This is a genomic window from Pseudomonas sp. UBA3153 (assembly GCF_002364635.1).
In the GTDB taxonomy this organism is placed as follows: Bacteria; Pseudomonadota; Gammaproteobacteria; order Pseudomonadales; family Pseudomonadaceae; genus Pseudomonas_O; species Pseudomonas_O kuykendallii.
The window spans coordinates 24,172-37,496 of the sequence record NZ_DEYR01000047.1 but is presented as its reverse complement, the minus strand read 5'-3'; the positions used below and the strand labels follow the sequence as shown (position 1 = coordinate 37,496).

13 protein-coding genes are annotated in these 13,325 nt (G+C 67.7%); 5 read left to right on the top strand and 8 right to left on the bottom strand.

Going from position 1 to position 13,325, the window contains the following annotated elements; all coding sequences use genetic code 11:
• Nucleotides 1-81: 81 nt before the first annotated feature.
• The 3 genes from argJ (at nt 82) to B2X67_RS12330 (ending at nt 3,037) form a co-directional block, all read left to right on the top strand.
• The gene (gene argJ, locus B2X67_RS12340) at nt 82-1,302 is read left to right on the top strand and encodes a bifunctional glutamate N-acetyltransferase/amino-acid acetyltransferase ArgJ (protein ID WP_286785660.1); all 1,221 of its coding nucleotides are present in this window, start codon (nt 82-84) and stop codon (nt 1,300-1,302) included.
• 149 nt (nt 1,303-1,451) lie between these two features.
• Nucleotides 1,452-2,090: a glutathione S-transferase gene (locus B2X67_RS12335; protein ID WP_282339014.1), complete on the top strand. Its 639-nt coding sequence runs from the start codon at nt 1,452-1,454 to the stop codon at nt 2,088-2,090.
• Nucleotides 2,087-3,037: a Nudix family hydrolase gene (locus B2X67_RS12330; protein ID WP_286785659.1), complete on the top strand. Its 951-nt coding sequence runs from the start codon at nt 2,087-2,089 to the stop codon at nt 3,035-3,037. The genes B2X67_RS12335 and B2X67_RS12330 overlap by 4 nt, the downstream gene beginning before the upstream one ends.
• Nucleotides 3,038-3,080: 43 nt before the next feature.
• Here B2X67_RS12330 and B2X67_RS12325 read toward each other — a convergent pair whose 3' ends face one another.
• The 7 genes from B2X67_RS12325 to B2X67_RS12295 all read right to left on the bottom strand — a co-directional run bounded on the left by B2X67_RS12325 (nt 3,081) and on the right by B2X67_RS12295 (nt 10,015).
• A complete protein-coding gene (locus tag B2X67_RS12325) occupies nt 3,081-3,383 on the bottom strand; it encodes a chaperone modulator CbpM (protein WP_282339012.1) in 303 nt (100 codons plus the stop codon).
• Entirely contained in the window at nt 3,380-4,309 is a 930-nt protein-coding gene (gene cbpA / locus B2X67_RS12320; protein WP_286785658.1) for a curved DNA-binding protein, read from the bottom strand. The genes B2X67_RS12325 and cbpA overlap by 4 nt, the downstream gene beginning before the upstream one ends.
• A gap of 138 nt (nt 4,310-4,447) precedes the next feature.
• Nucleotides 4,448-5,473, bottom strand: coding sequence for an ion transporter (locus B2X67_RS12315; RefSeq protein ID WP_286785657.1), 1,026 nt, complete (start codon nt 5,471-5,473; stop codon nt 4,448-4,450).
• 13 nt (nt 5,474-5,486) lie between these two features.
• Nucleotides 5,487-6,068, bottom strand: a complete 582-nt coding sequence (locus B2X67_RS12310; RefSeq protein WP_282339009.1) for a cob(I)yrinic acid a,c-diamide adenosyltransferase — start codon at nt 6,066-6,068, stop codon at nt 5,487-5,489.
• Nucleotides 6,068-8,083, bottom strand: a complete 2,016-nt coding sequence (locus B2X67_RS12305) for an ATP-binding protein (RefSeq protein ID WP_282339008.1) — start codon at nt 8,081-8,083, stop codon at nt 6,068-6,070. Before B2X67_RS12305 ends, B2X67_RS12310 begins: the two co-directional genes overlap by 1 nt.
• A 44-nt stretch (nt 8,084-8,127) precedes the next feature.
• Entirely contained in the window at nt 8,128-9,039 is a 912-nt protein-coding gene (locus B2X67_RS12300) for a putative 2-dehydropantoate 2-reductase (RefSeq protein ID WP_286785656.1), read from the bottom strand.
• A 13-nt stretch (nt 9,040-9,052) separates the two neighbouring features.
• The gene (locus B2X67_RS12295; RefSeq protein WP_282339006.1) at nt 9,053-10,015 is read right to left on the bottom strand and encodes a response regulator; all 963 of its coding nucleotides are present in this window, start codon (nt 10,013-10,015) and stop codon (nt 9,053-9,055) included.
• Between the two features lie 147 nt (nt 10,016-10,162).
• On the opposite strand from B2X67_RS12295, the gene B2X67_RS12290 reads away from it, so the two are divergent.
• On the top strand, nt 10,163-10,642 hold the full coding sequence (locus B2X67_RS12290) for a YajQ family cyclic di-GMP-binding protein (protein ID WP_282339005.1): 480 nt from the start codon (nt 10,163-10,165) through the stop codon (nt 10,640-10,642).
• 107 nt (nt 10,643-10,749) lie between these two features.
• Nucleotides 10,750-11,595 (top strand): mechanosensitive ion channel family protein, encoded by an 846-nt coding sequence (locus tag B2X67_RS12285; RefSeq protein WP_286785655.1) that lies wholly within the window; start codon nt 10,750-10,752, stop codon nt 11,593-11,595.
• Between the two features lie 4 nt (nt 11,596-11,599).
• Here B2X67_RS12285 and B2X67_RS12280 read toward each other — a convergent pair whose 3' ends face one another.
• Complete coding sequence (locus B2X67_RS12280) at nt 11,600-13,321, bottom strand: AmpG family muropeptide MFS transporter (RefSeq protein WP_282339003.1); 1,722 nt, start codon at nt 13,319-13,321, stop codon at nt 11,600-11,602.
• Nucleotides 13,322-13,325 lie beyond the last annotated feature (4 nt).

The following is a 13,325-nucleotide window of genomic DNA, read 5'->3' as shown; positions in this document are numbered from 1 at the left end:
CCGCGACCGGCTCAGCCGCTCGCGGCGTTTTTACGCCGTAGTCGCTACGGCATTTCATCACTGCCACGAAGGAGCGCATCCATGGCTGTCGGTCTTGGTCCTCTGCCTACCCTGCATCCGGTTCCCGGTTTCGAACTCGGCATCGCCTCTGCCGGTATCAAGCGCCCCGGGCGCAAGGACGTGGTGCTGATGCGCTGCGCCGAAGGTTCCACCGTCGCCGGGGTGTTCACCCTCAACGCCTTCTGCGCCGCGCCGGTGATCCTGTCGAAGAAGCGCGTGCTCGGCGGCGCGGTGCGCTACCTGCTGACCAACACCGGCAACGCCAACGCCGGGACCGGCGAGCCCGGCCTGCACGCCGCGACCCGCACCTGCGCCGAGCTGGCCCGGCTGGCGGGCGTGGAGGAGGGCAGCGTGCTGCCGTTCTCCACCGGGGTGATCGGCGAGCCGCTGCCGGTGGAGAAGATCGAGGCCGCGCTGCCGGCAGCCCTGGCCGACCTCAAGGCCGACAACTGGGGCGCCGCCGCCAGCGGCATCATGACCACCGACACCCTGCCGAAGGGCGCCAGCCGGCAGTTCGTGCACGACGGCGTCACGGTCACGGTCACCGGCATCAGCAAGGGCGCCGGCATGATCAAGCCGAACATGGCGACCATGCTCGGTTACATCGCCACCGACGCCAAGGTCGCCCAGGGCGTGCTGCAGGACCTGCTGCGCGATGCCGCGAACAAGTCGTTCAACCGCATCACCATCGACGGCGACACCTCGACCAACGACTGCTGCATGCTGATCGCCACCGGCCAAGCCGCGCTCGACGAGATCGTCCAGCCCAGCGGCGCGCTGTTCGCTGCGCTCAAGCAGGCGGTGCTGGACGTCGCCATGGAGCTGGCCCAGGCCATCGTGCGCGACGGCGAAGGGGCGACCAAGTTCGTCACCGTGCAGGTCAACGGCGGTGCCACCCAGCAGGAATGCCTGGACGTCGGCTACGCCGTCGCCCATTCGCCGCTGATCAAGACCGCGCTGTTCGCCTCCGACCCGAACTGGGGGCGCATCCTCGCCGCCGTCGGCCGCGCGGGCGTGGCGCAGCTGGACGTCAGCAAGATCGACGTCTTCCTCGGCGACGTTTGCATCGCCAGCAAGGGCTGCCGCTCGCCGAGCTACACCGAGGAACAGGGCTCGGCGGTGATGGCCGGGGCGGAAATCGGCATCCGCATCGAACTGGGCCGCGGCAACTGCAGCGAAACGATCTGGACCACCGACCTGTCCCACGAATACGTGAAGATCAACGCCGAATACCGCACCTGATCCGCGTCGGGCTCCGTGCGCCGGCTGGCGCGCGGGGCAGCCCCGGCGGCATTCCCGCCGTTCATCCGCCCATGCCGAATGGGAATTTGCCTGTTCCTTCCGCGCCTCTTATGGTCCCTTCAGACAAGACGCAAACCAAGGAAGCCCGCATGTCCCTTACGCTGGTGATCGGCAACAAGAACTACTCGTCCTGGTCGCTGCGCGCGGCCCTCGCCCTGGAACTGGCCGGCGCGCCCTACGAGGAACTGCGCATCGCGCTGTACCAGGCCGACAGCCGCACGTTGCTGCGCGCGCAATCGCCGACCGGCAAGGTGCCGGTGCTGCAGACCGAACTCGGCCCGGTGTGGGATTCGCTGGCCATCGCCGAGTACCTCGCCGAGCGTTTCCCCGGCGCCGGCCTGTGGCCGCGCGACGAATATGCCCGCGCGCTGGCGCGCTCGATCTGCGCCGAGATGCACAGCGGCTTCGTTGGCCTGCGCAGCCACCTGTCGATGGACCTCAAGCGCGATCAGGCGCTGCCGGTCATACCCGATCCGGCCGTTGCCGACATCGAGCGCGTGTGCGCGATCTGGAACGATTGCCGGGCGCGCTTCGGCGCCGGGGGCGAATTCCTCTTCGGCCAGCCGAGCATCGCCGATGCCTTCTACGCACCGATCGCCGCGCGCTTGCGCAGCTATCGGGTCGCGCTGCCGCGTGTGGCGGCGGACTACGTCGAAACCATCTACCGTTGGCCGGCCTTCCAGCGCTGGTATCGCGCGGCCCTCGAAGAAACGGAGATCATTGCATGAAACGCATCCATGTCGCGGCGGCGGTGATCCGCGCCGCGGACGGCCGGGTCCTGATCGCCCGGCGTCCGGACGACAAGCATCAAGGCGGACTCTGGGAGTTTCCCGGCGGCAAGGTCGAGGACGGCGAATCAATCGAGACGGCGCTGGCGCGCGAGTTGACCGAGGAGCTGGGCATCGCGGTGACGCAGGCGCGCCCGCTGATCCAGGTGCGCCACGATTACCCGGACAAGCAGGTGCTGCTGGATGTCTGGGAAGTCGGCGCCTTCACCGGCGAGGCGCATGGTGCCGAGGGCCAGCCGCTGGCCTGGGTCGCGCCGCGGCACCTGGCGGACTACGCGTTTCCCGCGGCCAACGCGCCCATCGTGGCGGCGGCCAGATTGCCGGACCGCTACCTGATCACCCCCGATGAGCTGGAGCCGCAGGACCTGCTCGCCGGCGTGCGCCAGGCCATCGCCGAGGGTATCCGGCTGATCCAGCTGCGGGCTCCGAGGATGTTCGATGCGCAGTACCGCGACCTCGCCGTGGACATCCAGGGCGTCTGCGCCGGCAAGGCGCAGCTGATGCTCAAGGGGCCGCTGGAGTGGCTGGGGGATTTCCCGGCGGCCGGCTGGCACCTGACCGCGAAACAGCTGCGCGACTACGCGGTGCGGGGCCGCCCGTTCCCCGCCGAGCGCTGGCTGGCGGCGTCCTGTCACGATGCCGAGGAACTGGCCCTGGCCAGCACGATGGGCGTGGACTTCGTCACCCTGTCGCCGCTACAGGCCACGCGCACCCATCCCGAGGCGCAGCCGTTGGGCTGGGACGCGGCGAGCGAGCTGCTGCGCGGTTTCGACAGGCCGGCGTTCCTGCTCGGCGGCGTCGGCCCGGACGACCTGCCGCGCGCCTGGCAGATCGGCGCCCAGGGCATCGCCGGGATTCGCGCGTTGTGGAAGGGGGCGTTGGACTGACCGCGTAAGCGCCCGGGCCGGCGAGTTGCTCCGGGCGCTCGCCTCAGTGCTGGATGAAACGCTCCAGGCGCTGACGCAGCTGCTGGTTCTCGCGCTTGAGCTGGTCGACCTCGTCGAGCAGCCGCAGGGCCAGGGCGATACCCGGCCAGTCCAGTTCGAAATCCTGTTTCAGGCGCAGCGCGCGTTTGGCCATCAGCAGCGCATCGAGGTCGAACGACCAGCGTTCGACGGTCGCTTCGCTGGGCTCGAGAATCCCCAGTTCGACGATCTCGATCAGCACCTCGCGCGACAGGTTCGCGCTGCGGCAGAATTCCTCGACCCCGAAGGTCACGATCAGCGTGGTCATTGCTCTTTACTCCATTGCGCTCGGGGATCGAAGGCCGCCTTCTCGGCGAGCTCCTGCCATAGACCGCGCGTCGAATCGCTGGTTTTGCCCGGCATCACCACCTTCAGCAGAGCGAACAGGTCGCCGCGGCCCTGCTTGCCGGGCAGGCCTTTGCCTTTCACCCGCAGGCGCTGGCCGGTCTGGCTGTCCGGCGGGATGCTCAGGTTGATGCGTCCGTCCAGTGTCGGAACCGTGATCTTCGCGCCCAGCGCCGCTTCCCACGGCGCCAGAGGCACGGTGATGATCAGGTTGTGCGCCTCCACGTCGAACCGCGGATGCGGCACCAGGCGCAGCGTCAGGTAGAGGTCGCCGGCTGGCGCCTCGCCCACGCCCGGCGCGCCCTGGCCCTTGAGGCGGATGCGCTCGCCGTCGAGCACGCCGGCGGGAATCTTCACGCTGAGCGTGCGCGTGAGGTCGTCGCGGCGGCCCTGGGCGTCGAACGCCGGGACCTTGAAGCTGATCTGCTTGGATTCCTCGGCGAGGGTTTCCTCGAGGAACACCGGCAGTTCCAGCTCGACGTCCTGGCCGCGCCGGCCGCCCCGCGCCCGCCCGGAGGCGCTGCCGAAGATCGACTCGAAGAAGTCGGAGAAGTCGCCGTCGTAGCGCTGGTGCGGTTCATGCTGCGCGGCGCCGGGTTGCCAGCCCGGCGGCGGCTCGAACTGGCTGCGGTTGCCGTAGCGGCGCAGTTCGTCGTACTCGGCGCGCTTCTCCGGGTTCTTCAGCACTTCATAGGCTTCGACCACGTCCTTGAACCTGTTCTCGGCGTCGGGATCGTCGCTGACGTCCGGATGGTATTTGCGCGCGAGCTTGCGGTAGGCGGTCTTGATCGCCTTCTCGTCGGCCTCCGGCGCCACGCCGAGGGCCTGGTAGTAGTCCTTGAACTCCATGCAACGTCACCCTTCGGTTATGCGTTGATAGCCAGTCTGGGCCTCTCCCGCGCCACACGGATGACGCCGGTCAGGCGCACGGGTGTTACTGGGGCAGCCCGGAGGCGGGCGAGTTCCTCGACGGGCCTGATCGATGCTTCAGCGCGGCAGGTCGGCAGGCGCGGGCGGGCCGACGAAACGGCTCCAGCGACGGTCGAGCACCTGCTGCTTGAGCACTTCGATGAGGTCCACCAGCAGCTCCTCCAGGGCCAGGTCGGTGCTTTCGTCCTCGTACAGCCAGGCCTCGAAGAACTGATCGGTGAGGTTCGCCGCCAGCGCCTTGAACTGCTCGCGCTGCAGCCCCTCCACCGCGCCGGCGAGCAGGCGGCGGACGATATCGCCGAGGGCGGCGTCCAGGCTGTCGGCGAACTGCGAACCCAGCGGCAGGCGGCGCAGCTTGCGCAGTTCCTCGTTGTTCATCAGCGCCTGGTGCACCAGAGCGCTGACATAGCCGTCGATGGCGCCACGGTTGCTCCGGTAGCCGTTTTCCAACATGCCCTGCAGGCGTCGCGACAGGTCGTCCAGCAGCCGCTGCTTGCGCGGACGGATCACGCCATTGATCAGCCGCCGCGAGAGGTCGTCGCTGGCGCCGATTTCCTGCTGCAGGCGCGAGAACAGCTTGACCATTACCCGGTCCGAGAGCTCTTCGAGCAGCAATTGCCAGTAGCGGTTGAGGAAGCCGTAGAGCGCCCAGCGGCGCATGTCGATCAATCCGAGGCGTTGCAGGCGGATCAGCAGCACGCCGATGCGCAGCACGCGCAACCAGCGCAGGCCGGCCAGCGGGATGCAGCCGAGCACGTCGTACCAGTGGGCGAAGGGGTAGTAGTACCAGCGCGTGTAGCGGCGTTCGGCGATCGCCACCGCCCAGCCGAGCAGCACGTCGAACAGGAAGACCGCCACGAAGCACAGGTCGATGAAGGCGAAGTGCGCGTGGATGCGGCGGTCGTAGAAGGCGTGGAAGCCCGGCAGCACGCTCTGCAGCGCCTGGTTCAGCGGCGCCAGGGCGAACAGGCCGTCGAACAGGATCAGCGCCAGGTTGGCACACACCAGCAGCACCACCAGCGCTTCCCAGGCGGCGTGCAGGCCATCTAGGTTGCGGTTGGAGGCGGCTGCCGGCGCGCTCATCGGATCGGCGCCTTCACTCGGCGGCCTTCTTCGCGGCCTGCCAGAGGATTTCCGCGCGGCCCTGGCGGCGCGCGATCATCCGCGCGGCGACGAACAGCAGGTCGGACAGGCGATTGACGTAGGCCAGGCCAACCGGGCGCAGCGGCTCTTCGGCGTTCAGCGCCTGGCAGCGACGTTCGGCGGCGCGCGCCTGGCTGCGGCAGACGTGAGCCTGGGCGATCAGGCGCGAGCCACCGGGCAGGATGAAGTTCTGCAGCGGGCCGAGTTCCTCGTTCCAGCGGTCGATGGCCTGTTCCAGGCGGGTGACCTCCGCCTCGTCGAGCGCCTGGTAGACCGGCATCGCCAGCTCGCCGCCGAGGTCGAACAGGCGGTGCTGGCAGGGTTCGAGCACCTCGATCAGCTCGCCGAGGGCGGGGCAGTCCGTCTGTGCCTCGGCGAGTTCGGCGAGCAGCAGGCCGAGGGCGCTGTTGAGGCTGTCCAGCTCGCCCATCGCCTCCACCCGCGGATGGTCCTTGGCCACCCGGCGACCGTCGGCCAGCCCGGTTTCGCCGGCGTCGCCGGTGCGCGTGTAGATCCTGGTCAGGCGATTTCCCATCAGTTGTCCTGGTCGCTCGTGGCGGGCAGCGGCAGGCGCAGGGTGAAGAGGGTGCCCTGACCCGGCTTCGACTGCACGTCCATCTGGCCCTTGTGGTTGTTGGTGATGATGAAATAAGAGACCGACAGGCCCAGCCCGGTTCCTTGGCCGACCTCCTTGGTGGTGAAGAACGGCTCGAAAATCCGTTTGCGCACCGCCTCGGGAATCCCCACGCCGTTGTCCTGCACCTGGATTTCCGCCCACGGCGGGTTGCGCCGGGTGCGCACGACGATGCGTCCGGGCTCGTCGTCCTCGCGCTGGTGGATGGCCTGGGCAGCGTTCTTCAGCAGGTTGAGCAGCACCTGTTCCAGCTCGTTGGCGATGCACGGCACCTTGCCCAGCTCGTCGTCGAATTCGCGGTGGATGTCCAGCGCCTTGAAGTCGAAGCCGTCGGCCAGGTCGAAGTCGTTGCCGGCGATTTCCAGCGCCTGGTCGATCACCGTCGGCAGCAGGCAGGGCATCAGCTCGCGGTTGCTCAGGCGGCTGAACGACAGCATGTGGCTGACAATCTTCGCCGCGCGGCTGCCGGCGGACTGGATGCCGTCGAGCAGTTGCGGTACCTCGCGGGCCTGCAGGTAGGCGTTGATCTGCTCCAGGCCGATGCCGGCGAGTTGCGCCTGTTCGAGGTTCTTCGCCAGCTCCGGCGACAGCCGCCGGCGGATGTTCTGCACGTTGTGCAGCACGGCGCCCAGCGGGTTGTTGATCTCGTGCGCCATGCCGGCGGCCAGCCCGCCGACCGAGAGCATCTTCTCCGACTGCACCATCACTTCCTCCAGCGATAGGCGCTGGGTGATGTCGTCGATGCGGATCACCACGCCGCCCTTGCCGCTGCCGCCCATCAGCGGGAAGAAGGTCAGCGCGTAGTGGCGGGACTCGCCGTCCTTGGGCCAGGTGACGCGCTCGACTTCCTCGACCCGGCAATGCTCGGCACTGCGTCGCAGGGCCTCCAGGTAGGGCTTGAGCGGCGGGAAGGCGAGGAAGATCGGTTTGTTCATCGCCTCGTCCAGGCCGGTGCCGGAAAGCAGGCTGGCCTCCTTGTTCCACTGGGTCACGTACATCTGCTCGTCCAGCGCGATCAGCGCCGAGGGCATCGAGTCGATGATGCTGTTGAGGTAGCTCTGGAAGCCGGTGAGCTTCTTCTCGATCTTGCTGCGCACCTGCACTTCGAGTTCCAGCTGCAGGTTCGTGTGGCGGGTTTCCTCGGCCAGGTTGCGCGCCTGGGAAAAAGCGGCCTGGGCATCGTCGCGCGCACGCTCGAGCTGCTGCTCGCGTGCCTGGATGCGCGCCAGCATGGTGTTGAAGGCCTCGGCCAGGCTGCCGATCTCGTCGTGGTTGCCGCGGCGCGCACGCAGCGAGTAGTTCTCCTCGCGGGTGACCTGGCGCGAAAGCTCTTCCAGGCGGCGGATCGGCTTGGTCACCAGGCGGCGAATCTGCCGCGCCACCAGCAGCCAGAACAGTACGCTGAAGGCGAGAATCACCAGGCTGGCGGTGAGGGTGCCGGTGTAGAAAGCGCCGGGCAGCTCGCTGGACGCCACCAGCAACAGGTTGCCGGGCGGCCCGTCGGCCTGCGGCAGCGGGATCAGCTGGTTGGTGCGGAATTCGGCGGTGCGCCAGCGCTCCAGTCGGTCCAGGCGCCGCGGCAGGTCGAGCTTCTCGCCGCGGGCGAGTTGCGCCACGAGCCGGCCGTCGCCGCCGTAGATCGCCGCGGCGCGCAGGGGAGGGTAGTCGCGCAGGTTCTCGAGCAGCTCCCGCGCGGTTTCCGGCGAGGCCAGCGCCGGGGCGCTCAGCGCCGGGTTGGCGATCAGCCGGCCGAGGGTCTGCAGCGCTTGCGGCGCCATGCTTTCCTGGGAAATCCAGTACGCGGCGCTGATGAAGGCGAGGTTGGCCACCAGCAGCACGGTGGCGAGCAATACCAGCAAGGCGGCGAGCAGCTTGCGGCCGACCGGGAGATTTTCGAGACGCTGACGCAGGATCATGGCGGGTCGTAGCGTGCGGAATGAACCGGCAGGGTAGCCGCGCTTCAGTGCACCGGCAATCCGCGCGCGGCTAGGTGCGCGAGCAGCCGCTGGTGCAGGGCGCGCAGGTGCGGCAGATCCAGCGCGTGGCGCTCGGCCACCGCGCAGGCGCGTCCGAGCAGGTAGGCGACCTCGGTGCGGCGACCGGCGGCGACGTCCTGGTGCATAGAGGAATGGTTCGCCGCGGTGGCCTGGATCACCCGCTGCACGTCGTCGTGCAGGTGCTCGGCGGCCGCCGGCTGGCCGCAGCCTTCGAGCAATTCGCCGAGCTCGGCGCAGAGGATCGCGACCTCCGCCGGGTGCTCGGCCAGCCCGCCGTTGCGGCAGTCGTACAGCACCGTCAGCGGGTTGATCGCGCAGTTCAAAGCCAGCTTGCGCCACAGTCGGGTAAGGATGTCCGGCGTCCACTGCTGGGGTATTCCGGCCTGCTCCAGCTGCGCGAGCCAGCCCGGTGGAGTGGGGGCGAGCGGGTCGCCGAGCCAGTTGAAGCCGTGCCCGGCGAAGATCACCTCGAAGTCGGCTTGCCGGAACGCGCCTTCGGTACTGGAGACCAGGATGCAGCGCGCGTGCGGCGCCAGGGCGGCGACTTCTTCCTGGCTGCCGATGCCGTTCTGCAACAGCAGCAGCTCGGCCTTCGGGGCCAGGCGCGGAGCCAGTGCCGCGACCGCGGAGGCGGCGTCATAGGCCTTGCAGGCGAGCAGCAGGCGATGTATCGGCGCCGTATCGGCGAGGGTTTTGGCGGGGAGCGGATGAAGGGTGCGCTGGCCGTTTTCCACCAGGCTCAGGCCACCGGCGCGGCGGTAGTCGGCCAGGCGCTTCTCATCGCGCAGAATCAGCGTGACCGGCAGCCCCGCCTGGGCCAGGCGCGCCGCCCACAGGGTGCCGAGGCTGCCCGCGCCGAGTACATGCCAGCTCACGCGTGCGTCGGCATCAGCGGCTGCCCAGGCGCAGGGCGGCGATGCGGCCGCTGGCGTAGGCCTCCGGCAGCAGGTTCTGGCCGTGCTCGATCAGCGTCTGCGCATCCAGCGGCAGCGCCTTGGCATCCGCGCCGACCAGGCCGATCCCGGCCTTCAAAGTGATGAACCCTTCGCTGGTCTTGAAGGCCTTGAGGTTGAGGCCTTCGTGCAGGCGCCGGAAGCTGGTCGGCGAGCATTCATGAAGGTCGTCGATGAGGGTGATCAGGCCGAAATGGGTGTCGTCCAGGCGCACCAGCACGTCCAGCGGGCGCACCAGCTGTTGCAGGCGACGGGCGATGCCGTGGAGCAGTTCGGCATGGAAATCCTCGCCATACTTCTGCCGCAGTTCGCCGGTTTCCGGCAGCCCGATCAGCAGGTAGCACAGCGCGCCGCCACGCGATTCCACCTGGCGCAGGCTGTCGCCGAGCTTGAGCCGCAGGTAGCGCGGATTGCCCAGGCCGGTGACCGAGTCGACCAGGTTGCGCTGTTCGAGGCTGGCGATGTTCTGCGTCAGCAGGCGGTTTTCCTGGAGCAGCCGCTGCAGGGTGTTGCACAGGCGGTCGGCGGCGAACACGCGAGGCAGCAACTGTTCGCTCATTTCCGACTTGCTGATGAAATCGTCGACGCCGCGGTCGAAGGCTTCGTGCAGCACGTTTTCGCCTTCCTTGCCGGTGAGCAGGACGATGTAGGTGTAGTGATCGGCCATCTCGTCGAGCTGGCGTACCCGCGCGGTCAGCTCAAGGCCGTCGATCTCCGGCATCAGCCAGTCGGCGAGCAGCACGCTGGCCGCGCGCGTTTCGAGTTGCCGCAGCGCCTCCGTCGCGCTGCTGGCGAAGCGCACATCCTGATAACCGGCCTGGCTGAGTGCCCGGCCGATCATGGCGCTGGAGAATTTGGCGTCATCCACGACCAGGATGCTGAGGTAAGCGTTGGGCATTTAGCGAACTCGCAATAGGGGCCGACTTCCTGCCAGCCGGGGGGCGCCGCATAGTTGTGCGGTTATAATGACCCGGCATTTTCAACCGTCAAGCCAGGCGCGAACCGCTCGAGAGTTCGAACGCGCCACCAATCTGGAGCAAGCCACATGCCCTCTTTCGACGTGGTGTCGGAGCTGGACAAGCACGAAGTCACCAATGCCGTGGACAATGCCATGAAGGAACTCGAACGCCGCTACGACCTGCGTGGCAAGGGCAGTTTCGAGTTCAAGGAGAAGGTCGTCACCCTGACCGCCGAGGCGGATTTCCAGCTCGAGCAGATGATCGAGATCCTCAAGCTGTCGCTGGTCAAGCGCAAGATCGACGTGCAGTGCCTGGAACTCAAGGACGCCTATGCCTCCGGCAAGGTGGTGAAGCAGGAAGCCACGCTGCGCGAAGGCATCGACAAGGAACTGGCGAAGAAGATCGTCGCGCTGATCAAGGACGCGAAGCTCAAAGTGCAGGCCGCCATCCAGGGCGAGCAGGTTCGCATCACCGGCAAGAAGCGCGATGACCTGCAGGAAGCCATCGCCCTGCTGCGCACCCAGGACCTGGGCATGCCGCTGCAGTACAACAACTTCCGCGACTGACCCTCCGTCGCCCGGGTCGGAACCCCGGCCCTCCGCCGGGCGTCGCATTTTCCATGTTTTTCCGGGCGTCGCGACCGCGTCCCTTCACACCTTACTGGAGCTCCTTGATGGACCTGAGTGCTGAAATGAACCACCTGCTAGATGCCTCCGAGGCCTGGTTGCCACGGGTGCTGGAATACGGCGGCCAACTGCTGCTGGCGGCGATCACCCTGCTGATCGGCTGGTGGCTGATCAACCGGCTGGTGGCGAGGGTGGTGGGGCTGCTCGCGGTGCGCAGGATCGACCCGGCGTTGCAGGGCTTCATCGGCAGCCTCAGCGGGATTGCCCTGAAGATTCTGCTGCTGGTCAGCGTGGCCTCGATGATCGGCGTGCAGACCACTTCGTTCATTGCCGCCATCGGCGCTGCCGGCCTGGCCATCGGCCTGGCGCTGCAGGGCAGCCTGGCAAACTTTGCTGGCGGCGTGCTGATCCTGATATTCCGCCCGTTCCGCATTGGCGACTGGATCGAGGCGCAAGGTGTGGCCGGCACCGTCGACAGCATCCAGATTTTCCACACCATTCTGCGCACCGGTGACAACCGCACGGTGGTGATACCCAACGGCAACCTGTCCAACGGCATCATCACCAACGTCTCCCGGCAGGAGACCCGCAAGGTGGTGTTCGACGTAGGCGTGGACTACACCGCCGACCTGCAGAAGGCCAAGGACGTGCTGCTGGCGCTGGCGGAGGATGAACGGGTGCTCGCGGAGCCGGCGCCGCAGGTGGTGGTGGCGGCGCTGGGCGACAATGCGATCACCCTGTCGCTGCGCATCTGGACCAGGAACGGCGACTACTGGCCGGTGACGTTCATGCTCAACGAAGTGGTGCGTGACCGTCTCGGAGCAGTGGGCATCGGCATCCCGTTCCCGCAACGGGTCATCCATGTAATGAAGAGCGACGAGCCGGCCGTCTGAGCGATCACGCTGGGCGATCGTTCTGCGTTTGCGTCGCCGCTTCCGCCTGCTCCTCGACCGGTTGCGGTTCGCGGCGCAGGCGGCGCCACTGCATCAGAATGAGGATCAGCGTCGGCACGCCGAGGAGCGTGGTGATGAGGAAGAAATCGCTGTAGCCGACCTTCTCCACCATCACCCCCGAATAGCCCCCGAGCAGGCGCGGCAGCAGCATCATCAGCGAGCTGAGCATGGCGTACTGGGTGGCCGAGAACTTCAGGTTGGTCAGGCTCGACAGGTAGGCGACGAACGCGGTGGAGGCCAGCCCGGCGCTGAAGTTGTCGCAGGAGATGGTCAGCACCAGCATCTGCAGGTCCGCCCCCATCCCCGCCAGCACGACGAACAGGAGGTTGGTGCCGGCCGAGGCGGCGCCGCCTATGAAGAGGATCGGCAGGATGCCGAAACGCACGATCAGCAGGCCGCCGAACACCCCGCCGAGCAGCGTCATTATCAGCCCGAAGATCTTGCTGACACCCGCGATCTGGTCCTTGCTGAAGCCCTGGTCGATGTAGAAGACGTTGGCCATCACGCCCATCACCGTGTCCGACATCCGATAGGTGGCGATCAGCCCCAGCAGCATCAGCGCCTGCCAGCGGTAGCGCAGGATGAAGTCGCTGATCGGCGTCAGCACCGGCGCCATCAGCAGACGGCCGGGGGCGGACAGGCAGCCCAGGCAGATCAGCAGGTACATGGTCCCGCGCGGCCAGTAGCCTCCGTAGTACGACTGCAGACCGCCGGTGAAGGCGACCATCAGGATGATCAGCACGATCACCGAAACACCCTGGTTGACGAAATCCAGGTGCCGCGTGCGCTTGCGCTGATAGGCCTGGCGCAGCGTGCTGCCGACCGGCAGCAGCAGCGCGCGGCCCCAGGGCGACAGGCAGCCGAGGATGAACAGCCCGTACAGCGCGGCACGCGGCCAGGCGGTGGCGATCAGCGCGTTGATCAGCGCCGGCACCGAGATCAGCATCACCAGCAGCAGGCCGATCGAGGCGAGCTGGTGGTTGAAGCCGAACAGCGAGGTACGGTTCGGCAGCGGGGTGGTGGCCTCGGGTTCGCGGATCGCCAGGCTGGTCATCAGGCCGGGCAGGATCAGCAGGGCGAAGGCGATGTAGGTGCTGGCCCAGGCGCTCTGGTCATAGTGCTGGCTGCTCGAGCCCAGCCAGTCGGCGAGGAACAGCGCGCCGGCGGTGGCCAGCAGCATCGCCACGCGGTAGCCGGTCATGTACGAGGCGGCGAGGGCGGCCTGGTAGCTGTCCTCGGCGATTTCCAGGCGGTAGGCATCGATGGCGATGTCCTGGGTCGCCGAGGCGAAGGCCACGGCCACGGCGAAGGCGATCAGCAGCGCCAGGTGGTCGCGCGGATCGCACAGCGCCATGCCGACCAGGCCGATGGCGATCAGCGACTGCGAGAGGATCAGCCAGGAGCGGCGTTTGCCCAGGGCACCGAGCAGCGGCAGGCGCCATTGGTCGAGCATCGGCGACCAGACCCACTTGAAGGCGTAGGCGAGGCTGATCCAGCTGGCGTAGCCGATGGTTTCGCGCGACACCCCGGCCTCGCGCAGCCAGACCGACAGCGTCGAGAACACCAGCACCGCTGGCAGCCCCGCCGCGAACCCGAGCAGCAGAAGGGCGAGGGAAGCTGGGGTGGCGTAGGCGCGGAGTGCGTCGCGCCAGGTTTTACGGGACATGAGG